Source organism: Arcticibacterium sp. GJ41-1, from assembly GCF_055808875.1.
In genome coordinates, this window is record NZ_CM147888.1 from 4,724,489 (window position 1) to 4,749,305 (window position 24,817).

Genomic DNA, 24,817 nt, shown 5'->3' on the forward strand with positions numbered 1-24,817 from the left:
ATCCGATGAAATACATTTCAAAAAAATCAAACTATATTATGGTTTGAGAAAGCTCCTATGTATTTGTACGCTAGTTTTTTCTAACGTGCTAGTGTGTTATGGCACGCCTACTGTCAAAAACTTTTTTGAGGTAGACAGTACAGTTACGCCAATATCAAACTTTACATCTTTAGTCCCTAAAGCACAAAATGACTCCCTGTTTATACCAACTGGCTATAATTATCAGGTGGTGGCTCAAAGAGGAGATGTTATGAGTGATGGCAATACCTTTCCCCCAAATTTTGATTTTACCGGTTATGTACCATTAGGCGGAAGCAGCACAAATGGCTATGTATCCATTAATTCGGAATACCTTCCCGGCGGTGTCTCTATCATGGATGTCAGTTTTGACACAAATAATAAGCGATGGAATACTTCAAATGCTACAGCCATTGACTTTAGTCCTGTAGTAGGTACAGTGGCTAATTGCTCAGGTACAGTAACCCCCTGGAACACTATAATCACCTGTGAAGAATACCCCAGCACTGTAGATTTCAATAATGACAATTACTATGACACGGGCTGGGCAATAGAAATTGACCCAGTGACAAGAACTATTGTCAATAATCAAAAACTATGGGCCTTAGGAAATTTTGCTCATGAAAACATAGTGGTTCACTCTAATCAAAGAACGGCATATCAGGGGGGAGATAGTAGCCCAGGTTATTTATTCAAATTCGTAGCTGATGCCGCTCAAAACCTCCACTCTGGCAAATTATATGTTTACGTAGGCTCAAAAAGTGGCTCAGGAAACTGGGTACTTCTTAATAACACCACAATAAACGAAAGAAATGCCACCATGAGTCAGGCGGCTAATTTAGGAGCAACTAGTTTTGCTGGAATTGAAGATGTGGAGATAAGCCCAAGAGACGGAAAAGTATATTTGGCAGTAAAAGGTGAAAGTGCTGTCTATCGTTTTGATGATTCAGATCCTTTAACCGGAACCACAGTTACTAATTTTGAAACCTACGTGGGCGGCACAGGAAAAACGTATAATTTAGATACACAATCTGGCATCATAAACGAACCTTGGGGCACGGGAAATGACAACCTAGCCTTTGACAATGAAGGCAACCTTTGGGTATTACAAGATGGGAATTTAGCAGCTAATGACGAAAACTTCGTTTGGCTTGTAGACACTTTACATACTCAGTTAAACCCTTCGGTCAAAATTTTCATGAGAACCCCTGCAGGTTCTGAGCCTACTGGCTTAACCTTTTCTCCTGATAATAAATTTATGTTTATGTCCATTCAGCACCCCTCTGGTGCAAATAATTCAAGTACGCAGCAGGATGTCAATAATTCAAACATTACGTTTGAAAAAGATGTGAGTCTTATTATTGCAAAAAATGAAACTTGGGGAATTTCAAACTGTCAAGAAAATATTAACCTAAATGCCGCTGCCATTCCTCCAGGTACTTATCAAAGTTCCGATAACATTCAGGCCACAGGTCAAATAGCAAGTCCATCCAAAGTCTTTTTCAATGCAAAATCCTACATATTACTAAACCAAGGTTTCTCTGTAGATGCAGGTGCTACTTTTCTTGGCCAAATAGGTGGATGTGAAAATAATTAAAGCCAAACAGCGAAACCCATCGTAGTTTTAACACTATCAAGTATTTAGTAAATTAAAACTATGACAAAATTCGTATTGGCAATAGCTAGTGTTCTGATGTTTAGCTGCACCGTTTCTCAGAAAAAAAGTCAAGAACTCTTCAATCACAGCAAAAACAAGACTTATGATGTGGTGGTGGTTCCTGGCATACCACATAATGGTGAGAAGTGGGAAAAAGTGCTTCGTTGGAGAGTTTACTGGGGAAAATATCTGTACGATTTAGGCATAGCAAAAAACGTCATGTTTTCTGGAGGTGCTGTTTATACCCCATATTACGAAGCTGAAATAATGGCCTTATATGCCAAAGAATTAGGAATACCAGCAGACGCAATTTTGACCGAAACCAAAGCAGAACATAGCACAGAAAACATTTACTACGGATATAAAAAAGCGAAACTTTTAGGTTACAAATCTGTAGCATTAGCTACCGACCCGTTTCAAACAAAAATGTTAAAGAAGTTTATTAAGAAAAAAGTTGACCCTTCTGTAGCTTTAATTCCTTTCGTATTTGATAGTTTGTCGAAACTAGAGCCACTTATGATTGACCCAATAATAGAAGACACTTTGACTTACAAAGATAATTTTGTCTCTATCACAGAAAGAGAGTCTTTCAGAAAAAGATTTAGAGGAACACAGGGTAAAAACTTAAATGAGACCTACTACAGCGAAAAATAAATCCTAGTTAATTAACTTTTCAATATTAAAAAGAAACATAATCTTAGAAGGTCGACTTCATTAGGGGTTCGGGCAAAACAAATCAAAGTGTCAAGATGACATTTATTATATTTGTTAACAATACAACCCTCATTAAATATGAAGCTAACCTACGCCCTAAGTTTATTCTTTCTAGTTAATACCTTTGCTACCGCACAAACAAGTCTTCCAAAACTAGTTGACAAGAACTTATTACTGGAATCCGCAGCTAAAACTACGGACTCGAAAGAACTATGGCATGGCAAAAAAGCAGCTGTAGTACTTACATATGACGATGCTTTGCATGTTCATTTAGACAATGCTATTCCTGCTCTTAACAAACATGGACTCAAAGGTTCTTTTTATTTAACCGCTTTTTCAGAAGCAAGTAAAGAACGAATTGCTGACTGGCGAGCTGCTGCTCAACAAGGGCACGAACTAGCAAACCATACCCTCTATCACCCCTGCGATGCTTCCAAACCTGGAAGAGACTGGGTGAGTAAAGAAAAGGATTTAAGCAAATACAGCACAGAAAGAATCTTGAATGAAATTAAAATGACAAATGTTTTCTTAGAAGCCATTGATGGTCAAAAAGAAAGAACATTTGCTTATACCTGTGGAGATACAAAGACCTCAGAAGGTTCTTTTATTGATGCCATAAAAAATGACTTCATAGCCTCTAGAGGTGTAAAAGCTGAGCTCAACCTCATAGGACAAACCAATCTTCAAAACGTAAATTGTTTTGTGGTAAATGGCCACAGTGGCGATGAACTTATAGCATGGGTTAAAAATGCCGAGAGAAACAATGCTCTAATAACCATCCTCTTTCATGGTGTAGGTGGCGAACATGGCTTAAATGTCTCATTAGAAGCTCATGAACAATTACTGGAGTATCTTGAGAAAAATCAAAAAGACATTTGGACTACCACTTTTATAGATGCCGCTAAGCATGTTAAAGAACATCAAAACTAAATTCAAATGAAATACGTCACCTTTCTTTTCTTCCTTTTCCTGACAATTTCATGTTCTTCTCCAAACAAGAATAGCGAGAATATAACAATTCCACATCTAACTAAAACGGGCAACGTAACACAGCTAATAGTGGAAGATAAGCCTTTTATAATTCTTGGTGGAGAGTTAGGCAACTCTACATTTACTAGTTTAGAAAACATGGAGCCTGTTTGGCCCAAACTAAAAACCATGAATGTGAACACCATTCTGGTGCCTGTTTACTGGGAATTAATAGAACCAGAAGAAGGTAAATTTGACTTTAAACTTTTTGATGAATTGGTTTTAAGAGCAGAACAAGAAGACTTAAAATTGGTACTTCTTTGGTTTGCCTCATGGAAAAACAGCATGTCGAGCCATGTACCTTCTTGGGTGAAAACTGATGTAAGCCGTTTTCCAAGAGCTCAAGATGAACAAGGTGTCAATCAAGAAATTCTAAGCCCTTTTAGTGACAATAACCTTAAAGCCGACTTAAAAGCTTTTGATGCTCTAATGAGTCATATTAAAGAAATAAATCAGAAGCAAACCGTTATCATGGTTCAGCCCGAAAATGAGATTGGGATGCTTCCTTCCGCAAGAGACCACCACACGCTAGCAAATGAAAAATTTAAGATCAATGTGCCCAATGAGTTAATGACTTATTTAGTCAAAAACAAAAGCAGTTTAGTACCTGAGTTTAATGAGGTTTGGCGAAGAAATGGCTATTTGACCGAAGGTACTTGGGAAGAAGTTTTTGGCAAAGGCCTTCATACCGATGAAATTTTTATGGCTTGGTATTTCTCAAAATATACAAACGAAATCATTGAAGCAGGAAAAGCTATATACCCTTTGCCAATGTTTGTGAACGCTGCACTAAACCGACCAGGAAGAAAGCCTGGCGAATACCCAAGTGCTGGTCCACTGCCACATATTATTGATGTTTGGAGAGCGGCAGGGCCGTCAATAGATTTCTTTTCACCTGACTTTTATAATCCTGACTTCCGCCACTGGAACGACCTATATGTAAGACAGGGTAATCCTCTTTTTGTACCTGAACACCGTTTTGATGAAACTGTAGCTGGTAAGGCCGCCTTGGCTATTGGCCATTATGAGGCCATTGGTTTTTCTCCTTTTTCTATTGAATCTAAAGACCAACCAGAAAAAGAAGGTCTTGGAAAAATGTACGGAATTTTAAAGCAATTAACCCCTATCATTACTTCAAATCATGGCAAAGGGAAAATTGAAGGTGTATTGCTAGATGAAGACAATGCTGAAAACATTATTACACTAGGCGACTATGAATTTACTTTTAAGCATAGCTACAAGCTTGGCTGGGAACCTGCCGCAAAAGAACCAAATTGGGAAATGTCTGGTGCCGTGATAGTTCAAACTGGCGATAATGAGTTTTACATAGCGGGCAGTGGTGTATATGCTACTTTTAAAAACTTAAAGGACCCAAGCATGCGTGTGGGAATTTTAAAAGTAGATGAGGGTATATTTGAAGATGGAACATGGAAAGTATTAAGACATCTTAATGGTGACCAGACCCATCAAGGCAGACATTTAAGAATTTTCAAAGAGGATTATTTAATCCAGCGACTGGAGCTTTATAATTATTGATAGGCTTAAGATTGTATTCAACCAATTGAAAAATATAAATGACAAATTACCTAAAAACCTTGGCACTGCTAGTAGCATGTGTCACAGCTAAAGCTCAGGATAACTACCCACCTGTGGTGACATTTACCAATCAAGAGGCAAACACCAACATGATGAAGCAGCTTGGCATTACGGCTTTAAGACCAGGCCCTAGTGGAAACGAGTCTGCCCCAAATCATGCTAATTATGATGAATCGCTTGCCAACCCCTGCCCTATTCTGCCCGATATTCTTACCACAAACAATGGAAAGAAAGTAAACAATGCAAATACTTGGTGGATAGAAAGAAGACCAGAAATAATAAAAGGAATTGAAAAAGAACTTTATGGAAAAGTGCCTGAGAATGTACCCGAAGTAACATGGACTGTAGAAATTGAAGACAAAGAATGGGTTAGAAGAACTCCGGCAATTGCAAAAAAACTGGTAGGGCATGTAGACAATAGTCATTATCCTTTAGTGGATGTGAATATAGCTATGATGCTAGTGGTACCTACCAATGTAGAAGGTCCAGTACCTGTACTCATGATGTTTGGCCACCCTTCTTTTCCATCTCCTGCTCAGCCAGATAAAGAGGATATGAGCACCTTAAATACCAATTTTAAGGAAATGATGATAAAGCATAATCCTGAACTAAAAGCAATATTTGACAAATATCCGGCTTATGAACCAGTGACTAGACTTCCTGGGACAAACTTCTTTGCACCGCCACCAGAAGGCGACTTACCAAGTACAGAACAGCTATTAGCGGCTGGCTGGGGTTATGCCACCATAGAACCTGCAAGTATTCAGGCTGACAATGGTGCTGGCCTTACACAGGGCATTATAGGGCTAGTTAATAAAGGACAGCCGAGAAGCCCAGAAGACTGGGGAGCACTGCGAGCATGGGCATGGGGGGCTGCCAGAGCTTTAGACTATTTAGAAACTGACCCCGCAGTAAATGCGAAAAAGGTTAGTATTGAAGGTGTTTCACGCTATGGAAAGGCTGCCCTGGTAACCATGGCTTTTGAAAAAAGATTTGCCACAGCTTTGATTGGTTCCTCTGGAAAAGGAGGAACAGCACTGCATAGACGAGTATTTGGCGAAGCCGTTGAAAATTTGACGGGTGCTGGCGAAAGTCATTGGATGGCGGGAAGCTATTTAAAATATGGTACAGAAGAATCAAGTTTTGGCAGAATGACGGGCTGTGATTTGACGGTAGACTCACATGAGTTAATAGCTCTCTGTGCCCCAAGGCCTACTTTCATTAGTTATGGTATTCCAGAAAAAGGTGATTCTAAATGGTTAGATCAGGAGGGTAGCTATATGGCCACCATAGCAGCAGGCACAGTCTGGAAACTTTTGGGTGCTACTGACTTAGGTGTTTCTAATGACTACTTAAAAGAAAAAATGCCGCCTTATAATACAAGTGTATTAAATGGACATTTGGCTTGGCGACAGCATGATGGCGGTCATACTGACTGGCCAAATATGAAATACTTTATTCCGTGGGCAAATAAGTTTTTAGATTATCAGAAGTAATTAACTCTTTCGAATGCTCTTTTAAGATTTAATTGACTTCAGAAACAAAAAAAGGCTGTTTCATCTTGCAACGAAACAGCCTCTTTGAGATTATAATCTAAATATTATACGTTTTGTGGTACAATATAAGGGTATCTGTATTTACGAGTCAGCATCATATCTGCTTCTTCATTGTCAATAAACTCTTCGAACTCGCCATTAAACCTAAGCGTTTCTCCTACTCTATAGGCCGCATTAGCTATTAAAGGCAACACAGTAGACATATGACCTACTTCCACTTCACAGTTCAAACCTGAATTGTTTCCTGCTTTTAAGGCATCAATAAAGTTACCAAAATGACCATTACTATCAGGAGCAGTTCTGAAAGAAGTATCACCGCCTACAGCAGCTCCTGCACCCATTCCTGAGCCAGCAAATGCTTCTTTCTCATCATTTCTATATGCTTTCCAAGTATCACCATTTACTTCCATCCAGCCTTCTGTTCCGTAAAACATATTACCGATTTTAATACCAGCATCAGACTCGGCATTCGTAAACCTTCCTCTTGTTTCAAACTCCAAAATCTTACCATCTTCATATTCAAAAACTGAAGTTTGCGTGTTTGGTGTTTCTTGTGAGCACTCGTCTGGTTTGATACCAAATATTCCTCCCATAGACTGCACTTTCACTGGGTGAACTTTTTTATTTAATCCCCAACGAGCCACGTCAAACTGGTGAGGTCCTTGGTTACCTGTATCACCATTTCCTGTATCCCAGTGCCAATGCCAGTTATAATGTCCTTTTTTCTCATTATACGGTCTGTAAGATGCTGGCCCTAACCACATATCATAATTAAGTGATGCAGGAGGATTGCTATCCTTAGTTATTCCGAAAGAGTTACGAGGTTTAAAGCAGGTTCCTCTGGCCATAAACACTTCACCAATACCGCCATCATGCAAGAAAGCCATGGCCTGCATTACATTTGATATTGACCTGTTTTGAAAACCTACCTGAACTATTCTATCGTACTTCCTGGCAGCTTCTACCATTTTTCTACCTTCCCATACATTATGAGAACTTGGCTTTTCTACGTAAACATTTTTACCTGCTTGGCAAGCCCAAATAGCCGATAACGCATGCCAGTGATTAGGCGTAGCCACCACCACTGCATCAATTTCTTTATCGTCAAACACTTTACGCATATCCGTTTCGGTGCCTGGCTTCAAACCTTTCTGATTCTTAGCAGCTATTGCTTGTCTTTCAGGTAAGTATTTAGACTCTACATCACAAATTGTTTTTATTGTAACGCCATCATTATACATGCTAGAGAAACTATCTAGCAATCCTTTACCTCTTCCACCTACACCAATAGAGCCTAAAATCACTCTATCATTAGCTCCTAAAATATTAGCATAAGATTTGGCCGACATAGCGGACGATGTTCCTAATACCACACCTGTAGTAGCAAGGGTAGCCTTTTTTATAAAATCTCTTCTGTTACTCATTTTTCTATTGTTTCTCGGTTGAATATATTTTTAATTATTGAGCAGAAAACTCTGTAAACTTCTTATCCAGTGTTTCTTTGCTTAGAGCACTACTCGCCACTATTACTCTGTATTTGAAAGTGACACTTTCGCCTTTTGCCAGCTTAAAGTTTAAACTCTCTTTCCCATCACTAAACACTTCTTGACCTAAAGGGTTGGCTGCAAATAAGCCATAACCTCTAGCATGCCAATAAGTAGGAAAACCTACGTTCTTTTGATGATCTAAAATAGCTAAAGAAACTTGCTCATCACCAATGGTAGAACTTAAGTTCATCCAGTTAGAACGTAAACCCCAGCAATCTTCTCCTTCTACACCTTCAGCGTTAAGGTAACGTCCGTTTACACCTTCGTTATCTAAAACCGCTACACCTGTACTAATACCATTGGCATCTGTAAATACACCAGGCTTATCAGAAGGGTGCTCCATAGCTCGTGTCAAACGAACTCCTATCATGCCCTCTTTATTATCTTTAAAACTGACATCTTCGTTTTCTGCAGTCAAGGTGGTAATTCTATCAATAGCATATTGGTCTCCCTCTCCGCTAAATACAAAAGTGGTATTCTCTTTAAGCAGGACTGTTCCGTCTGGAGCTTCCCAATCCATCACTACCGCTAGTTCAGCTTTATCGTTTCCGTTGGTAGTTGACTTGATTTCTTTGTGAACAATAGTTCCGTAACCATCTCTCTTAGAAGCGTCAATAGAATCAGAATTGTTCCAGAAATCTAAACCATTAACATCGCCATAATTAAACCATAAACCTACATGATGTGGGTGATCAACTCGTTCTCCTACTGATGGTTCTAAAGGAAACTTACGCGTAATTTTAGTCCCTTTTGGCGTAATTATAGGATATAATACAGGCTTTTTAATCGTGTTAGGGTATATGTAAGAAGTAAAAAGTTTACCATCTATCATTACGTCTACTTTCTGTTCTCCGTCCTGTCTAACTAATTCAATTCGTTCACTTTCAGTTGCCGTGGAGTCTTCTGAATTTGAGGCACAAGACGACATACTAAATAAAATAGCCGCAAGGCCTAATCCTAAAGCTCCTGCTTTTTTCATTTTTCTCATAGGGTTGTTCATTTCTAAAAAAATAAAATTAATTGGGTTAAAGTTTAATACGAATATTTTTAATACCAGCGAAATGCAAAATATCGGCAAGGCGTCTCTCCCACATTACTAATACCATGAAACTCATTAGATTTCATAAAATACAAATCTCCTGCTTTTCCATTATAAGTCTGTCCTGCTATGTTCATTTGCGTTTCTCCTTCAATGACCAGTATCATTTCAGAATCAACATGAGAATGAGGTGAATGACTTGGCCCTTTTTGGTCGAGCTGCGTTACATGCATTTCAAACTCTTTACACATTGCAGTAGGTCTTCTAAGATAAATTATCTTACCTCCTTTTTTGCTCGGTTGAAATTCTAGGTTGTCGTAGTTGATAAACATAGCACCACCAGCCTTTTCACCTCTTTCAATATCTGTTTTAGCTTTTGACTTAAACATCATCACATAATAAGTTAAAGGGCCATCCCCTACATTTTGGAGCGACTGCTCAACCAATGGTGGAATAAGAATAACACTTCCTGCAGGCAAAATCTGACTTTCACCATCCATAGTCATTTTCATGAGGCCCTCTTTTACAATAAGCACTTCCTCTATATCCTTTTGAGTATGCGGAGGAGCAGGTTTGGCACCTTTTTCTTGCGTAGTAGCATGCACCTCTAAAAAAGAAAAGTGTGGAGAGCTCCCCTCCATAATTTTCCGTCCTTCTCTTTGAGTTCCTTTTTTGACTGATAACTCTGACCAAGTATAAACCCCAGATTTCACCTCTGCTAATTGTGCATTACTCATAATAGAAAAGAGACAGAAAAGAATAGATAAACCTATAACTTTCATATGTTAAATTATTTCAATCGGTTGCATTTTAAAAGCTCACTTAAGCTTCCCTACAAAAATAGGCTCAGAAAATTACCATTTATTTATCATAAAATACAAGCTAAAAGGTTTTAAAGAATCAAATGAAAGACAGAAACCCAAATTCCATAGAATTGACTCCCAATAGGATTAAGCCAAGAAGAGACATTATTCTTATTTTTACACAAAAAATGTAAGCATGCAGATAAAAGAACTTGTCAATTATTTGGAAGAAATTGCTCCATTAGACTATCAAGAGTCCTATGATAACTCTGGCCTAATAGTGGGCGATAAAAGCGAAGAGATTACAAACGTTTTGGTTTGCTTAGACTCTACAGAAGATGTAATTGACGAAGCCATTGAAAAAAATTGCAACCTTATCATTGCCCACCACCCCATCATATTTAAAGGTTTAAAAAAACTTAATGGCAAAAACTATATAGAGCGTACTATTATCAAAGCCATAAAAAATGACATAGCTATTTACGCTTGCCATACTAACCTAGATAATATTACAGGTGGTGTTAGTTTTAAAATGGCAGAAAAACTACACTTGAAAGATGTCAAAATTTTAGCTCCTAAAAAAGAGCTATTAATGAAACTGACCGTTTTTGTTCCTAAAGAAAATACGGGACAACTGCTAGATGCACTTTATGCTGCAGGAGCAGGCGAAATTGGAAATTATTCTAACTGTAGTTTTAGGACTGTTGGCAAAGGGACTTTTAAACCTAATGAATTAGCAAATCCCCAAATTGGTAAAAAGGGAAAATACACAGAACTAGATGAGAGCCGTGTAGAAGTCATTTTTCCAAAACAATTAAAAACAAGGGTTTTGAAAGCCATGAAGGCTGGTCACGTCTATGAAGAGGTTTCCTACTTTCTTCACGAATTGGCAAACGAACATCAGCTTGTTGGCTCAGGAGCTATAGGAGACTTAGAAGTTCCTATGCCAGCAAAAGAATTTATGAGCTATCTTAAAACAAACATGGCTCTATCTGTAATCAAGCATACAGATATGACCGAAAAACACATTCAAACAGTAGCTCTTTGTGGTGGTTCTGGTGGCTTTTTATTAAACAATGCTATAGCCGCAAATGCTGATATTTTTATCACTTCAGATTACAAATATCATGAATACTTTGACGCAGATAAGAAAATTGTAATTGCCGACATTGGACACTATGAAAGTGAACAGTTTACAAAAGAATTAATTAGGGATGAAATATTGAAAAAATTCACTAATTTTGCGACCTATTTATCGGAGGTGAAAACCAACCCGATAAATTATTTTTATTAAGTACCTTAAGGTTTAACACACCTTGATATAAAAACTTTATCAAAGTTTATGGAATTAACGATTGCAGATAAATTAGATTCGCTTTTAAAGCTTCAGGAAATTGATTCGAAACTAGACGTTTTAAGAAAACTTCGTGGAGACCTTCCAGAAGAGGTTAAAGACTTAGAAGATGAGGTTATAGGTGTAGAGAAAAGAGTTAGTAGGTTTCAGTCTGAATTAGATGGAATTAACGAAGAGATAAGCCGTCATAGATTAAATAAAGGTGATTCTGAAAAGCTGATTGTTAAATACAAGGATCAGCAGATGAACGTTAGAAATAACCGTGAATTTGACGCTATTTCTAAAGAACTAGAACTTCAAGAATTAGAAATTCAACTTTCTGAAAAAAGAGTAAGAGAGGGCGAATTCAAACTTAAGTCTAAACAACAAGAGATTGACGAAACTACAGCGACACTTACTTCTAAAAAAGAAGTTTTGGAGCAAAAGAAAAAGGAACTTGATAAACTAGTTATTGAGAGCCAAGAAGAAGAAGAAAAATTATTGAAGCAAAGTGCTAAACAAGCTAAAAAAGTAGAAGCTAGACTTCTTAATGCTTACACTAAAATACGAGGTAGTGCCAAAAATGGTCTAGCTGTAGTGTCAGTAGATAGAGGAGCTTGTGGTGGCTGTTTCAACGTAGTACCTCCTCAGAGGCAGGCGGATATTATGGAAAAACTTAAAATCATTATCTGTGAGCATTGTGGAAGAATATTAGCTGATGCTGATATCATCAAAGTGCACAGAAAGAGAAAGTAATTTCTTAAAAGTGATAAAGATTAAGGAGGCTATTAGCCTCCTTTTTTTTGCTTCAGTGGTTAAATAAAATCACTTCGCTTTTACTTTACCCAAGTATATTGCTACCATAACCACTATAAGACCAGTCAAAGTATATAAAGTAAAGGGCTCATCTAAGATGAAATAAGCATAAAACAATCCAAAAGGAGGGCATAGGAAAAGAAAGAAAGAGGCTCTTACGGTATCTTTTGACAACAGCCAAAGCCATAAATAAACACCAGCTACAGAAAGCGGAATCCCTAACCATATAACAGGATAAAAGAAATACTCATTATATACACTGCTACCATCATAAGCCAAAAAGGTAGCCGGAAAAAGAAATAAAGCCCCAAAGAAAGACTGCCATCCATTAATGGTCAGTTTATCCATTTTCCACTCTATCTTACTGTAAAAAACAGCGGCACTAGAATACGATAAAGTGCCCAATCCTAAAAACATCAGTCCTTTTGGTGTAGCATAGCTTTCTAAAAGCAAAGGATAAACGCATATAGCCACTCCTAAGATACCCAAAAAGAGTGCAACCACTCCTTTTAAGGGAATCTTCTTACGAGCCACTATAGCCGCTAAAACAGTTATTACTAAAGGATTTAGTCCTACCTGAAGAGCCCCAATACCCGCAGCTACTTCTCTAATTCCATAAACAAAGAAACCAAGAGCTAAAGTCACATTGAAAAACCCAAAAAGAGCCAACTGACCCCATTCCTTTCCTTTAGGCAATCGTTTCCCTTGAATTAGATATATCAAAATCAACATACAGACAGCCGCCAAAGTAAACCGACCTTGATAAAGCACTAATGGCTGTACCGCTTTCAAACCTATTTTAGCCGCCACAGAAGCTGAGGACCAAACTGCGGCAAATATTACCCCAAGAATATAAAATCTAGTAGAAGATTGCATTAAACAAAAGTGTAAACAATGATTGGATTGAAACAGAACCTAAACAAAAAACTCATGGTCTATGACCATGAGTTTCTCAAATGACATTATAGCGTCAAATTTATAAACCAAAGGCTGCTTTAACCTGATCTACGTAATCAAGTTTCTCCCAAGTAAATAATTCTACTTCTTTTTCTACTCGTTGACCCGCATTTTCAAATACTTTGGTCAATGTCTTAGGCTCACGACCCATATGACCGTATGCTGCAGTTTCAGAATAAATTGGATTTCTAAGCTTTAAGCGTTGCTCTATTGCATAAGGTCTTAAATCAAATATTTTCTCAACTTCTCTAGCTATTTGACCATCGTTTAATACTTTTCCGTTTGCATCTTTAACATTAGCTGTGCCATATGTGTCTAAGAAAACACCACATGGTTTAGCTACGCCAATAGCATAAGAAACCTGCACTAAAACCTCACTTGCAACACCTGCTGCTACTAAATTTTTAGCAATATGGCGAGTAGCATATGCCGCAGATCTATCCACTTTAGAAGGATCTTTTCCAGAGAAAGCACCACCACCGTGAGCACCTTTACCTCCGTAAGTATCTACTATAATTTTTCTACCAGTTAATCCAGTATCTCCGTGAGGACCACCAATTACAAATTTTCCAGTAGGGTTAATATGATAAAGAATATCATCATTAAATAATGCCTGTAAGCTTGGCTTCAATTTAGCCTTAACTCGAGGAATTACCATATTAATAATATCACTCTTAATTTTACTAAGCATAGCCTCATCTTCATCAAAATCGTCATGCTGTGTTGAAACAACAATTGTATCAATTCTAATAGGCTGATTATCGTCAGAATACTCAATAGTAACCTGCGATTTAGCATCAGGTCTTAGGTATTTGATGGTATCATTCTCTCTTCTTACATCGGCTAGTTCTTGAAGAATTTTATGCGACAAGTCTAAAGCTAATGGCATATAATTATCAGTTTCGCTAGTAGCGTAACCAAACATCATACCCTGGTCACCTGCACCTTGAGCGTTTGCTTTATCTTCAAAGTTATCAGACGTTTTTCTGTCTACACCTTGATTAATATCAGAAGACTGCTCGTGAATAGCGGAAATAACTCCACAAGAGTTACCTTCAAACATGTATTCTGCTTTGGTGTAACCTATTTTATTAATTACCTGCCTTGCAATAGACTGAACGTCTAAGTAAGTGTTAGTATTAACTTCTCCTGCCAAAACCACTTGACCTGTAGTTACAAGAGTTTCACAAGCAACCTTTGAGTTTGGGTCAAAAGCTAAGAAATGATCTATTAAAGCATCCGAAATTTGGTCTGCTACTTTATCTGGGTGTCCTTCTGAAACGGATTCAGAGGTAAATAAATAAGGCATTTAATTTTATTTTAATTTGGAAAACTACCAATATCAATTCCGTATCCATACAAAAAACAAGCTTCGAACTCCATTTTTTAACGGCAAACCGACTGACACCGCAAAAATGCATATTATTTACGAAAAGGAGAAATAGAAGTCATATTTTCTTATTCTAAGAAACATAGTAGTTATTTTATCTACCCAGACTCCTTTTACCAGATAATTTACAATCTGGCATATTCTCTCTTTAGCTAATTCCATAAAGTAGCTGGCATAAAAAAAATGCAGCCTTTTGGGCTGCATTCAATAATATCAAGTCTTTTTTAACTCTTATACATTAACATGTCGCTCAGAATGATAACTAGAACGAACTAATGGTCCAGATTCTACATACTTTAAACCAAGCTTTAAACCTTCTTCTTTATAAAGAGCAAACATATCAGGGTGTATAAATTCAACCACCTCATGATGCATTTTTGTTGGTTGAAGATATTGACCAAGAGTTAAAATATCACAGCCATGTTCTACCAAATGCTCCATCGCTGTCAACACCTCTTCTTTCTTTTCTCCCAACCCCAGCATAATACCAGTTTTGGTACGTTTACCGTACTCTTTAGTTCTTCTAATTTGCTCTAAACTTCTCGCATATTTCGCCTGTGGCCTAACAGGTCTATAAAGACGCTCCACAGTTTCCATGTTATGCGAAACCACTTCTTGACCACCTGAAATCATTTTATAAAGAGCCTCCCAGTTACTTTTTGTATCTGGTATAAGTGTTTCTATAGTAGTCTTGGGAGATAACTCTTTGGTTTTGATAACAGTATCATACCACACTTGTGCTCCTTTGTCCTTTAGCTCATCTCTGTTTACCGAAGTAATAACAGCATGCTTCACACCCATTGTCTTAATAGCATCCGCAACTCTTTCTGGCTCCGCCGTATCATACTCTGGAGGTCTTCCTGTAGCTACCGCACAAAAAGTACAGCTTCTAGTACACACATTACCTAAAATCATAAAAGTAGCGGTACCCTCACCCCAGCACTCGCCCATATTAGGACAATTACCCGACTGACAGATAGTGTGTAGCTTATTCTTATCTACTACCTCTCTTACTTTTTTGTAATTTTCACCAATTGGTAATTTAACACGTAACCAATCTGGCCTTTTGGCTCTTTTTGATTGCTCTGGAGCTTCTGTCATTCCGAGATTTATTTCTTTTTCGATTTCTTACTACCCAAATACAAAGTTAGGTAAGCAGATGCAAAGGCTTGGGGATTTGTAGAAAGTTTTGAAGAAATAATTTCAGGTCGTCTTCCAAAGAACTCTAGCGTAGTCCCCAATTCAAAGCCTGTTACATTATCTCCAAACGTACTCATGTCAATATTCAAAGCCGCTTTAACGTGAAGACCTGGATTTAACTTGGCATTATTTAAAAAGCCTTGCCATATACTAGCGGCTCCTGTTATTTGACTAAGGTCGGTGTGAATATCAGGGTCATAAACAGTGACAACACTTTGCTCCCTAGCTCTACCGTACTTAATATAATATGGTTTTTCAATACCCAAAGAAGGACCTGCCGCTAAAACACCACTTAATCCTATACTGTTATCACCATTCTTTTTAAACAAATACCACTCTCGCCCATACTCTGGTCTAATTACAAAAAAGTAATTAGTCTTGCCATAAATAAACTTACTCCCTATGGCTGTTGGATTCTGATACTCCTTCGGATGCTTAACATTTACTAACTCTAAAGCTATATATCTGTGAACTGGTAAATTTCCTCTTTGAGAAACTGGAGTAGAACTTCTAAAAACCAAGCCCCCTAGTAAACCAGAATGAGTATTCGTGGTAACACCATATCCCAAAAACTTGGAGTCATCCAAAGCCGATTCCTCAGTGGCCTCTGTTTTCCTTTGACTAAACGCCGATATGGTGCCTAGGCAAACAAGAAGTAAAATCTTAAAGTAGCTTTTCCTCATAGGTCTCTAATAGGATAGTAAATATAGATTTTAAAGATAAAAACACCTAAACAAAAAAAAATATCTAAGTTTAGGTCGTGACATATTAACGCACAGTGGTTGAAAAAGATTTAAATTCTTGGAAATTTTATCTTAGAGAGTTCAAAGACTATCTAAAACTTGAGAGATCATTGTCTGAAAACAGTGTTCTCGCTTATGAACGTGATGTTTTGAAACTTCAGAATTACGCTGAATCCAATTCCCCATTAACTATAACAGATAGCGAAATTTCGGAAATCATTAAAGAACTTAACGATATAGGACTTTCACCAAACAGTCAAAGCCGAATTCTAAGTGGCTGGAAAGCTTTTTACAAGTTTTTATTACTGGAAGACCACCTTATAACAGACCCTACAGAGTTAATTGAAAGCCCAAAAACTACTCGAAAAATTCCAGAAGTACTTCATTTCCATGAAATAGAGAAGCTAATTCAATGCATAGACCACTCTAAAGAGGAAGGAACTAGAAATAGAGCTATCATTGAAACCTTATATAGCTGCGGCCTCCGTGTATCAGAATTGATAGAACTTCAAATTAGCAACTGTCATTTTGATGATGGGTTTATAACAATCACTGGAAAAGGAAATAAAACCAGACTAGTCCCTATTGGTCTAGAAGCCATAAAGTATGCTAACATATATCTAGAAACCACCAGAAATCAACTAATCATTAAAGATGGTCATGAAGACTTCCTTTTCCTTAACAGAAGAGGGCAAAAACTATCACGAGTTATGGTTTTCATCATTCTTAAAGACTTAGCTCAAAAAGCAGGCATCAAGAAAAAAGTTTCACCACATACATTCCGTCATAGTTTTGCAACACACTTGATAGAAGGTGGAGCTGATTTAAGAGCCGTTCAAGATATGCTTGGTCATGCATCCATAACTACTACAGAAATTTACACACACCTAGATAAAGCCTATTTGAGACAAACCATAGAGCAGTTTCACCCTAGGTCCTAATCAAAACAAACTTCCAAAAAGTCTGAAGTAAGACCAGCACAGCTATCAGGACTTTCTTTCATACCTGCATGAGCGACATGAGCCAGAATAAGCACATATGGATTTTGTAACATCCCTACCTGCGTTATAGCGTCTTCAAAAGGAATAAACAAGTCTTTCTTTCCTACAATAAACATAACCGGAACCTTCAGTTTCTTTAACACCTCTGTTCTATCAGGTCTGTTTTTCATAGCCTCTGTAGCCTGTACAAGTGCCTCTTTAGGTAGCTTTTTATTGTCGTCTAATTGTTGACGAATAAAAACACCGTTCTTCCTAACAAAATCTTCATTATACATATTAGGCAAAAAGCCTTCTATAAAAGCTGCTGTGCCACGTCTGTTAATAAAAGCCATGGTTTTATCCCTATTCTTCTTTTTATCCTCAGAATCGGCATAAGCAGTAGAATGAAAAAGTCCTAGCCCAGCGAGGTACTCCGAATGTTTTTCTGCGTAGGCCAATGAAATATAACCACCCATAGAATGTCCAATAAGCACAAACCTGGTAATCTTACGTTCCTCTATTTCAGTATGCACCCATTGAGCATACTGGTCAATTGTCTGACAGAAAGCTATTTTTGAATAATCTAAAGATATAAACTCATAATTGTCAGGAAGTTTTTTCACAAAACTTTCCCATATGTCTGGATTTTCACCAAAGCCATGCAGTAATACTACTTTCATTTTTTCTTCTGAAAAGGATTTCTAATTCTTTGTCTTCGCTTTTTGAAAAGCTTTTTAAGACCAAAAAATAGAAATAAAATTGATGCCAAACCAAATAAAGCTGCTAAACTCTGCAAATGAACCAATGTTAAAACGATGGCTACTCCTAAAAAAAAGGCACCAATGAATAGATTACTACCTATTTGACGCCAAAACTTTCGCCTTTTTCGTTTCTTCTTTTCTTTTGCTCTTTGAACTGGGTCTTGCTTTATTACCTCCTTTTTAGACTTTTCAGAAGAAGAAATGTCTTTAATTGCAGGAATCAGTACTTGTGAATCTTTGACCTTAACAGGCGGAAAGTATTTAGGCAGAGCCTTGATTTTGTAATCAAAGCTTGGCTTTTCTACTTCAAGTTTAAAAGAGCTTGCTTTCACCTCGTTTTCAAAAGAAGTATTGAGCTTTTTCGATTTTACCTTTTTCTCATAAGTTGGGAAAGAATCATACAAAAAAGCATAATTTGAGCGGCAGCCAGATATAAAAAGTAAAAGACCGAACAAATGAATAATTTTAGGAAAGGACATAAAAAAAGCGTCAGATAAATGTTACTCTACCCAACGCTTAATTTTAAATTAATGATATACTAAGCCACTAATTTCATTTCATAATATGAAGAACCTTCAAATTTTTGCTTTGCATAATCTAATGTCAAAACAAATTCTTTGACATCCTTCTCTGAAGGTAACTCAAACATTGCATCTGTCAAGATTGCTTCGCAAATAGAGCGTAAACCTCTAGCACCTAATTTAAAAATAACCGCTTGGTCAACGATAAAGTCTAAAGCCTCATCTTCAAAAATGATATTGATATCTTCCATAGCAAACAGTTTTTTATACTGCTTTACCAGGGAGTTTTTAGGCTCTAAAAGAATCTTCTTAAGTGTATCCTTATCTAATGGATTTAAATAAGTCAATAAAGGTAAACGCCCAATCAACTCAGGAATAAGACCAAAAGACTTTAAATCTTGCTGCGTTACAAAACGAAGCATATTCTCTTTTTCCCAAACAGAATCTAACTTCTTATCAGTAGAAAAACCGATAGGCTGTTTGTTTATTCTTTTAGAAATATGCCTGTCTATACCGTCAAAAGCACCTCCACAGATAAATAAAATATTCTCTGTGTTAATTTGCTCCATTTTTTGCTCTGGGTGCTTTCTTCCTCCCTGAGGTGGCACACTTACTATAGAACCTTCTAAAAGCTTTAATAAACCTTGCTGAACGCCTTCTCCACTCACATCTCTAGTGATTGATGGGTTGTCAGACTTTCTAGCAATTTTATCTAATTCGTCAATATAAACTATACCTCTTTCGGCTAGTTCTATATTATAGTCGGCTGCCTGAAGTAATCTACTTAAAATACTTTCAACATCTTCTCCTACATAACCAGCCTCCGTAAGAACAGTGGCATCAGCAATAGCGAAAGGAACTTGAAGCATTTTAGAAATAGTTCTGGCCAAGAAAGTTTTTCCAGTACCAGTCTCTCCTACCATGATAATGTTTGACTTTTCTATAGTCACATCATCTTTGGCCTTTGGCTGCATCAATCTTTTGTAGTGGTTATACACCGCCACACTAAGTACTTTTTTAGCTTCGTCTTGTCCTATAACATAATCGTCAAGGTATTTTTTAAGCTCCTTAGGAGGTCTTAAATCAAACTTTGGCAACTCAGACTTTTTCTTCTTCTTTTTCTTCTCTCCCTCAAAAGTATTAACTCCAAAAAGTTCTTGCTGAACTAAATCGTTCCCTTGAACTATGCAGTGGTTGCAGATATGCCCTTCAGTTCCTGACAAGAGCAAGTCTACTTCATTTTTTTTGCGTCCGCAAAAAGAGCAAAAGGCCTCTTTATATGCCATTTAAAATATTCGTTTTTTTGCAAAGATACAGTTTTCCCCGCAGTCAAATTAATAAGGCTGGCAACATTATAAATAGCAACGTTACCAGCCTATAAAATTACGTTAAATTATTAACGCGTTAATATCTCGTCAATTAGGCCATACTCTTTAGCTACTTCAGCCTTCATCCAATAATCTCTATCAGAGTCTTTCTCAATTTGCTTGAAAGTTTTGCCAGTATGGTGAGCTAAAATATCGTAAAGCTCTTTTCTCAATTCTATAATTTGCTTTACAGATATTTCCATATCGCTAGACTGCCCTTGAGCTCCACCGCTAGGTTGGTGAATCATAACTCTTGCATGTGGTAGTGCAGAACGTTTTCCAGCTGCTCCACCCGCTAAAAGCACTGCCCCCATAGAAGCCGCTAATGAAGTACAGATAGTAGCCACCTCTGGCCTTACATACTGCATGGTATCATACATACCAAGACCTGCATACACAGAGCCTCCAGGACTGTTTATGTACATCAAAATATCTTTTTGAGAATCTACTGACTCTAAAAAAAGCAATTGAGCCACCACAATATTCGCGATTTGGTCATCAATAGCCGTTCCTAAAAAAATAATCCTGTCCATTATCAATCTTGAAAAAACATCTATGGCAGCAAAACGCATAGGACGCTCCTCAATGATGTTGGCAGTCATATTGTTCACACTATGTTTTAGGTAATCATCAACAGTGTTACCACTTAGTCCTCTATGATGGACTGCATATTTTCTAAATTCTTCTCCGAAATGCATATTATCTTTTTTTAATCTTTTCTTCTTCTGTCACAAATAAACAAAAAAGTTATGTAGTGGGTTCGTAAATCAAAAAAAGCCGAAGCTCTCGCTTCGACTTTTTCTCCATACTATTTTAAAAGACTTATGCTACAGCGTCATATTTTGCTTTAGCAATGTCATTAAACTCTTCTACCTTAACAGTTTTGCTGTTGATAGTTACTTTTTCTCTAGCGAAAGCTACTACAGCCTTACCAAAAGCTTTATTGTAATAGTTTCTGAAAGCTCCATCTTTGTTTTCGTCTAACTGCTTCTTAGCCATCTGCTCTACAAACTCATCCATTCCACCATATCCTTGGTTTCCGAAATAGTTTCTAATTTCAGATTTCACTTCTTCCAAAACATCAGCATATTCAATTTTGATTTCATTTTTCTCCGCTATATCAGCTTTGATTAAATCTAATCTCAAACCTCTTGCAAATGCATCGTAGTCATTTTCAATTTGTTCTTCAGTAAACTTACCGTCGTTTGCTTGGAACAACCATTTCTTTAAAAATGCGTCTGGTAAATCAATTTTGATGCTTTCGTTAAGCGTCTTCTCAATATCAAAATCTAATAAATAAGCTGCTTCTCTGTTGTAATTATCTTTGATAATTTCAGTTAAACCTGCTCTAAACTCTTCTACTGTAGTAGCTTTTCCTTCTCCTAAAGCCTTGTCAAAAAGCTCTTGGTTAATTTCTGCTGGTGCAACTCTTGAAATTTTAGTAACCTCATATTCAAAGGTACCAGTCAAAGAAGCTGCTTCTTCATCAGATTTTCCAGTAGCAAAACCTAAATCTTTATCTGTCTCAAAAAGACTTTGAACATCAAAAGTTAACTTAGACCCTTTCTCAAGACCTACGAATAATTTTTGAGTATCTTTTTTCAATTTGTCTGTCGGAATTCCTGACTGAGCTTCAAATTCAGAAGACTCCTGACGAAGCGTTCCAAACAATAAGTCGCCTATTTCAGACTCCTCTGGCTCAGAATCAACACCGTTTCTTTTCTGAATATCTTCAACCGCTTGGTCAACTTGCTCTTTAGCCGGCTCTATTACGTAGCTTTCAATAGCAGGTAATTTTGATAAATCAACTTCAAAGTCAGAAGCTAAACCAACCTCGTATTCAAAAGTATAATCTACATCATTATCCCAATCGATAGTATAAGACTCATTATCAGGAATAGGATCACCTACTACCTTAAGTTTATTGTCTTTGATGTAAGTATTAACACCTTCGCTCACTTTATTGATAACAGTATCTACCAAGACACTTTTACCATAAAGCTTCTTAACATAACCAATAGGAACATGACCAGGTCTAAAACCTTTTACATTAGCGGTCTTAGCGTACTCTTTAAGTTTTTTATCTACATCTGGTTTGTAATCGCCTTCAGCAATAACAATTTTCAAGCGAGCATCTGTAGAAGAAGATTTGTCAAATGTTGTTTCCATTTAAGGAGCTAATTTTTTGGAATAATAATAAATAAAAAAACCCTCTAGCCGGAAAGGTTAGAGGGTTGAATGTACGGGCGGAGGGTTTCGAACCCCCACGCCTTGCGGCACTAGATCCTAAGTCTAGCACGTCTACCAGTTCCGCCACGCCCGCATCCTTTTTGAAATCTTTGTGTTTCAATCGGGCTGCAAAGGTAAAATAGATTTTCAAATTCGCAAACACTCTTAATAAAAAAAATACAAAATTTATTTCTGGAGTAATCTACTGGTTATATAAACAAGAGATGTCTATTTTTGATTATCATATTATTATGTTTTAAGAAAAAGCTTTCAACGTGGCAAAGGTTAACGAAAAGGAATACTATTCCGAAGCAGAGAAAAAGGAAATTAAGATACGCTATAGGGCTATTCTTAAAGAGGCACAACCTTATTTACAGGGAGACGATAAAGTGCAAATCAGAAAAGCCTTTAACATCTCTATGGAGGCACATAAGGAAATGCGTCGAAAATCAGGCGAACCTTATATATATCATCCTTTAGAGGTGGCTCTCATATGCATTCAAGAAATTGGTTTAGGACCTACATCCATTATTTGTGCACTCTTGCATGATGTGGTAGAGGATACTGAGCTCACGCTGGATGATATAGAAAAAGACTTTGGGCCGAAGGTCAGGCGAATTATAGATGGGCTAACTAAAATAGCCGAAAATTTTGAGCAAAGCCAATCTGCACAAGCGGAGAACTTCAGAAAAATGCTATTGACTCTCTCTGAAGACGTGAGAGTAATATTGATAAAACTAGCAGATAGGCTGCATAATATGCGAACGCTGAAGAGTATGGCTAGAAACTCTCAGCTCAAAATAGCCCACGAAACTATTTACATATATGCCCCATTGGCTCACCGCCTAGGGCTTTATCAAATAAAATCTGAATTAGAAGATTTATACCTAAAATATAATGAGCCAGACATCTATAAGACCATAGCTCAGAAACTTAAATCTTCGAAGAAAAAAAGAGAAGAGTTTATTGAAACTTTCATGGAACCTATTTCCAGAAGGTTGAAAGATTCCAACATTGATTTCTTCATTAAAGGAAGGCCAAAGCATATATTTTCCATTGCCAATAAAATAAAAAAACAAGGAACCTCTTTTGAAAATATTTATGACCTTTTTGCTATTAGGATTATCCTAAAAGGCATGCCTGTTGAAAAACTAGATAAAGAGAAAGCCGCCTGCTGGCAGGCTTACAGTATTGTAACGGATGAATACAGACCAAACCCAGACCGATTAAAAGATTGGATTTCGACACCACGGTCAAATGGATACGAATCATTACACACTACTGTAATGAGTCATACTGGAGCCTGGGTAGAAGTACAGATACGTACAGAAAGAATGGATGACGTGGCAGAAAGAGGATATGCTGCACACTGGAAGTATAAAGGAGCCAACACCAACCTTAACAAACCATTAGACCTTTGGATTAACCAAGTAAGAGAAACCTTAGAATCTAAGGATAACTCTGCTATGGAATTCGTGGAAGATTTCCGTGGAAACTTATACAATGAAGAGGTATTCGCTTTTTCTCCAAAGGGTGACCTCAAGGTTTTAAGAAAAGGAGCTACTGTACTTGATTTTGCTTATGAAATTCATACAGAAATAGGAAGTAAATGTACCGCAGGTAAAGTAAACGGACACCTCCACCCTATTTCTCATGTTTTGAGAAATGGCGACCAAGTGGAAATATTGACCACTAAAAATCAGAAACCTTCTGAAGATTGGTTAAGATTTGTGGTTACTTCAAAAGCCAAAGGAAGAATAAAAGAGGCTCTTAAAGAAGAAAACAAAACTTACATTACAGATGGTAAAGAAATAATTATCAAAAAACTGAAAATCATGGGGCTAGAAAACACCCTAGAAACTATGAATCAGTTAAGAGCTTATTTCAATAAGAAGGACTACAACGACCTTTATTACTCTTTTGGCAAAGGATATATTTTACCAGATAAACTAAGAAGGTTTAAATCTGAAAGGGAAGCCCAGGCAAACATCAGACTTAAAAACAACATTGAAGACGATGCTTTCACCAGTGCTAAGAGTTTTGAAAGGGCTATTAAAAAATCAAAAGGTAATGACTCCCTATTAATTGGTGATGATTTACAAAAACTAGACTATACTTTATCTCAGTGCTGTAATCCTATACCTGGAGATGATGTATTTGGTTTTTTAACAGTGAACGAGGGTATAAAAGTACATAGGACGAACTGCCCAAACTCCCAACAATTGCTTTCTTCCTATGGCAATAGAGTAATTAAAGCTCAATGGTCATCTCAGGTGGAGAAGGCATATTTGGCCACTATTGAATTAAAGGGGGTAGACCGAGTAGGTATGATTCAGGATATTTCTAAGGTTATTTCTGAAGAACTCCATATTAACATGAGAGGTCTTAATGTTAACACAGAACATGGTGTTTTTCAAGGGGAGATTAAAGTATTTGTTTTTGACACAAAGCACATGGAAAAGCTGGTTAGAAAGCTCTCTAAGATTAAAGACATGGATAAAGTAAGCCGAGTCCGAAACTCTGAAAATTAAATTTTAATGTACTTTTGACAAAAAAACTGA

General features: G+C 37.2%; 21 protein-coding genes and 1 tRNA gene. 9 read left to right on the forward strand and 13 right to left on the reverse strand.

Annotated features, from left to right (window positions below; all coding sequences use genetic code 11):
* Positions 1 to 43 precede the first annotated feature (43 nt).
* The 5 genes from AC0L6O_RS19520 (at position 44) to AC0L6O_RS19540 (ending at position 6,510) form a co-directional block, all read left to right on the forward strand.
* A complete protein-coding gene (locus tag AC0L6O_RS19520; protein ID WP_473304749.1) occupies positions 44 to 1,615 on the forward strand; it encodes a PhoX family protein in 1,572 nt (523 codons plus the stop codon).
* 60 nt (positions 1,616 to 1,675) lie between these two features.
* Complete coding sequence (locus AC0L6O_RS19525) at positions 1,676 to 2,329, forward strand: YdcF family protein (protein WP_473304750.1); 654 nt, start codon at positions 1,676 to 1,678, stop codon at positions 2,327 to 2,329.
* A gap of 138 nt (positions 2,330 to 2,467) precedes the next feature.
* Positions 2,468 to 3,319, forward strand: a complete 852-nt coding sequence (locus AC0L6O_RS19530) for a polysaccharide deacetylase family protein (RefSeq protein ID WP_473304752.1) — start codon at positions 2,468 to 2,470, stop codon at positions 3,317 to 3,319.
* Positions 3,320 to 3,325: 6 nt separating this feature from the next.
* Positions 3,326 to 4,954, forward strand: a complete 1,629-nt coding sequence (locus tag AC0L6O_RS19535) for a GH35 family beta-galactosidase (protein ID WP_473304754.1) — start codon at positions 3,326 to 3,328, stop codon at positions 4,952 to 4,954.
* Between the two features lie 38 nt (positions 4,955 to 4,992).
* Positions 4,993 to 6,510 carry a glucuronyl esterase domain-containing protein gene (locus AC0L6O_RS19540; protein ID WP_473304756.1) on the forward strand — a complete coding sequence of 506 codons (1,518 nt, stop codon included), beginning with the start codon at positions 4,993 to 4,995 and terminating at the stop codon, positions 6,508 to 6,510.
* Positions 6,511 to 6,614: 104 nt separating this feature from the next.
* Here AC0L6O_RS19540 and AC0L6O_RS19545 read toward each other — a convergent pair whose 3' ends face one another.
* The 3 genes from AC0L6O_RS19545 to AC0L6O_RS19555 are packed head-to-tail and all read right to left on the reverse strand — an operon-like array spanning position 6,615 to position 9,938.
* Complete coding sequence (locus AC0L6O_RS19545) at positions 6,615 to 7,994, reverse strand: Gfo/Idh/MocA family protein (protein WP_473304757.1); 1,380 nt, start codon at positions 7,992 to 7,994, stop codon at positions 6,615 to 6,617.
* Between the two features lie 34 nt (positions 7,995 to 8,028).
* The gene (locus AC0L6O_RS19550) at positions 8,029 to 9,105 is read right to left on the reverse strand and encodes a DUF6807 domain-containing protein (protein WP_473304758.1); all 1,077 of its coding nucleotides are present in this window, start codon (positions 9,103 to 9,105) and stop codon (positions 8,029 to 8,031) included.
* 59 nt (positions 9,106 to 9,164) lie between these two features.
* The gene (locus tag AC0L6O_RS19555) at positions 9,165 to 9,938 is read right to left on the reverse strand and encodes a cupin domain-containing protein (protein ID WP_473304760.1); all 774 of its coding nucleotides are present in this window, start codon (positions 9,936 to 9,938) and stop codon (positions 9,165 to 9,167) included.
* A gap of 217 nt (positions 9,939 to 10,155) precedes the next feature.
* Here AC0L6O_RS19555 and AC0L6O_RS19560 point away from each other — a divergent pair, with 217 nt between their 5' ends.
* Positions 10,156 to 11,253 carry a Nif3-like dinuclear metal center hexameric protein gene (locus AC0L6O_RS19560; protein ID WP_473304761.1) on the forward strand — a complete coding sequence of 366 codons (1,098 nt, stop codon included), beginning with the start codon at positions 10,156 to 10,158 and terminating at the stop codon, positions 11,251 to 11,253.
* A gap of 48 nt (positions 11,254 to 11,301) precedes the next feature.
* On the forward strand, positions 11,302 to 12,048 hold the full coding sequence (locus tag AC0L6O_RS19565) for a zinc ribbon domain-containing protein (protein ID WP_473304763.1): 747 nt from the start codon (positions 11,302 to 11,304) through the stop codon (positions 12,046 to 12,048).
* Between the two features lie 69 nt (positions 12,049 to 12,117).
* Here the strand turns inward: AC0L6O_RS19565 and AC0L6O_RS19570 are convergent, their stop codons facing one another.
* From AC0L6O_RS19570 to AC0L6O_RS19585, 4 genes are all read right to left on the reverse strand, one after another.
* Positions 12,118 to 12,984 (reverse strand): DMT family transporter, encoded by an 867-nt coding sequence (locus AC0L6O_RS19570; RefSeq protein WP_473304764.1) that lies wholly within the window; start codon positions 12,982 to 12,984, stop codon positions 12,118 to 12,120.
* A gap of 100 nt (positions 12,985 to 13,084) precedes the next feature.
* A complete protein-coding gene (gene metK, locus AC0L6O_RS19575; protein WP_473304766.1) occupies positions 13,085 to 14,374 on the reverse strand; it encodes a methionine adenosyltransferase in 1,290 nt (429 codons plus the stop codon).
* Between the two features lie 312 nt (positions 14,375 to 14,686).
* The gene (lipA, locus tag AC0L6O_RS19580) at positions 14,687 to 15,556 is read right to left on the reverse strand and encodes a lipoyl synthase (protein ID WP_341228241.1); all 870 of its coding nucleotides are present in this window, start codon (positions 15,554 to 15,556) and stop codon (positions 14,687 to 14,689) included.
* Between the two features lie 8 nt (positions 15,557 to 15,564).
* Entirely contained in the window at positions 15,565 to 16,338 is a 774-nt protein-coding gene (locus tag AC0L6O_RS19585; RefSeq protein WP_473304769.1) for a hypothetical protein, read from the reverse strand.
* Positions 16,339 to 16,508: 170 nt separating this feature from the next.
* On the opposite strand from AC0L6O_RS19585, the gene xerD reads away from it, so the two are divergent.
* The gene (gene xerD, locus AC0L6O_RS19590) at positions 16,509 to 17,339 is read left to right on the forward strand and encodes a site-specific tyrosine recombinase XerD (protein WP_473304771.1); all 831 of its coding nucleotides are present in this window, start codon (positions 16,509 to 16,511) and stop codon (positions 17,337 to 17,339) included.
* On the opposite strand, the gene AC0L6O_RS19595 is transcribed toward xerD, so the two are convergent.
* The 6 genes from AC0L6O_RS19595 to AC0L6O_RS19620 form a co-directional block, all read right to left on the reverse strand.
* Positions 17,336 to 18,058, reverse strand: a complete 723-nt coding sequence (locus tag AC0L6O_RS19595) for an alpha/beta fold hydrolase (protein ID WP_473304773.1) — start codon at positions 18,056 to 18,058, stop codon at positions 17,336 to 17,338. The genes xerD and AC0L6O_RS19595 overlap by 4 nt on opposite strands.
* Complete coding sequence (locus tag AC0L6O_RS19600) at positions 18,055 to 18,618, reverse strand: hypothetical protein (RefSeq protein WP_473304774.1); 564 nt, start codon at positions 18,616 to 18,618, stop codon at positions 18,055 to 18,057. Before AC0L6O_RS19600 ends, AC0L6O_RS19595 begins: the two co-directional genes overlap by 4 nt.
* Before the next feature lie 59 nt (positions 18,619 to 18,677).
* On the reverse strand, positions 18,678 to 19,946 hold the full coding sequence (gene clpX, locus AC0L6O_RS19605) for an ATP-dependent Clp protease ATP-binding subunit ClpX (RefSeq protein WP_473304775.1): 1,269 nt from the start codon (positions 19,944 to 19,946) through the stop codon (positions 18,678 to 18,680).
* Between the two features lie 110 nt (positions 19,947 to 20,056).
* Positions 20,057 to 20,725: an ATP-dependent Clp protease proteolytic subunit gene (locus AC0L6O_RS19610; protein ID WP_341228235.1), complete on the reverse strand. Its 669-nt coding sequence runs from the start codon at positions 20,723 to 20,725 to the stop codon at positions 20,057 to 20,059.
* Between the two features lie 124 nt (positions 20,726 to 20,849).
* Positions 20,850 to 22,196, reverse strand: coding sequence for a trigger factor (locus AC0L6O_RS19615; protein WP_473304777.1), 1,347 nt, complete (start codon positions 22,194 to 22,196; stop codon positions 20,850 to 20,852).
* Between the two features lie 72 nt (positions 22,197 to 22,268).
* Positions 22,269 to 22,350, reverse strand: a tRNA-Leu gene (locus tag AC0L6O_RS19620).
* A 181-nt stretch (positions 22,351 to 22,531) separates the two neighbouring features.
* Here AC0L6O_RS19620 and AC0L6O_RS19625 point away from each other — a divergent pair.
* Positions 22,532 to 24,787, forward strand: a complete 2,256-nt coding sequence (locus tag AC0L6O_RS19625) for a RelA/SpoT family protein (protein ID WP_473304779.1) — start codon at positions 22,532 to 22,534, stop codon at positions 24,785 to 24,787.
* Positions 24,788 to 24,817: the final 30 nt, after the last annotated feature.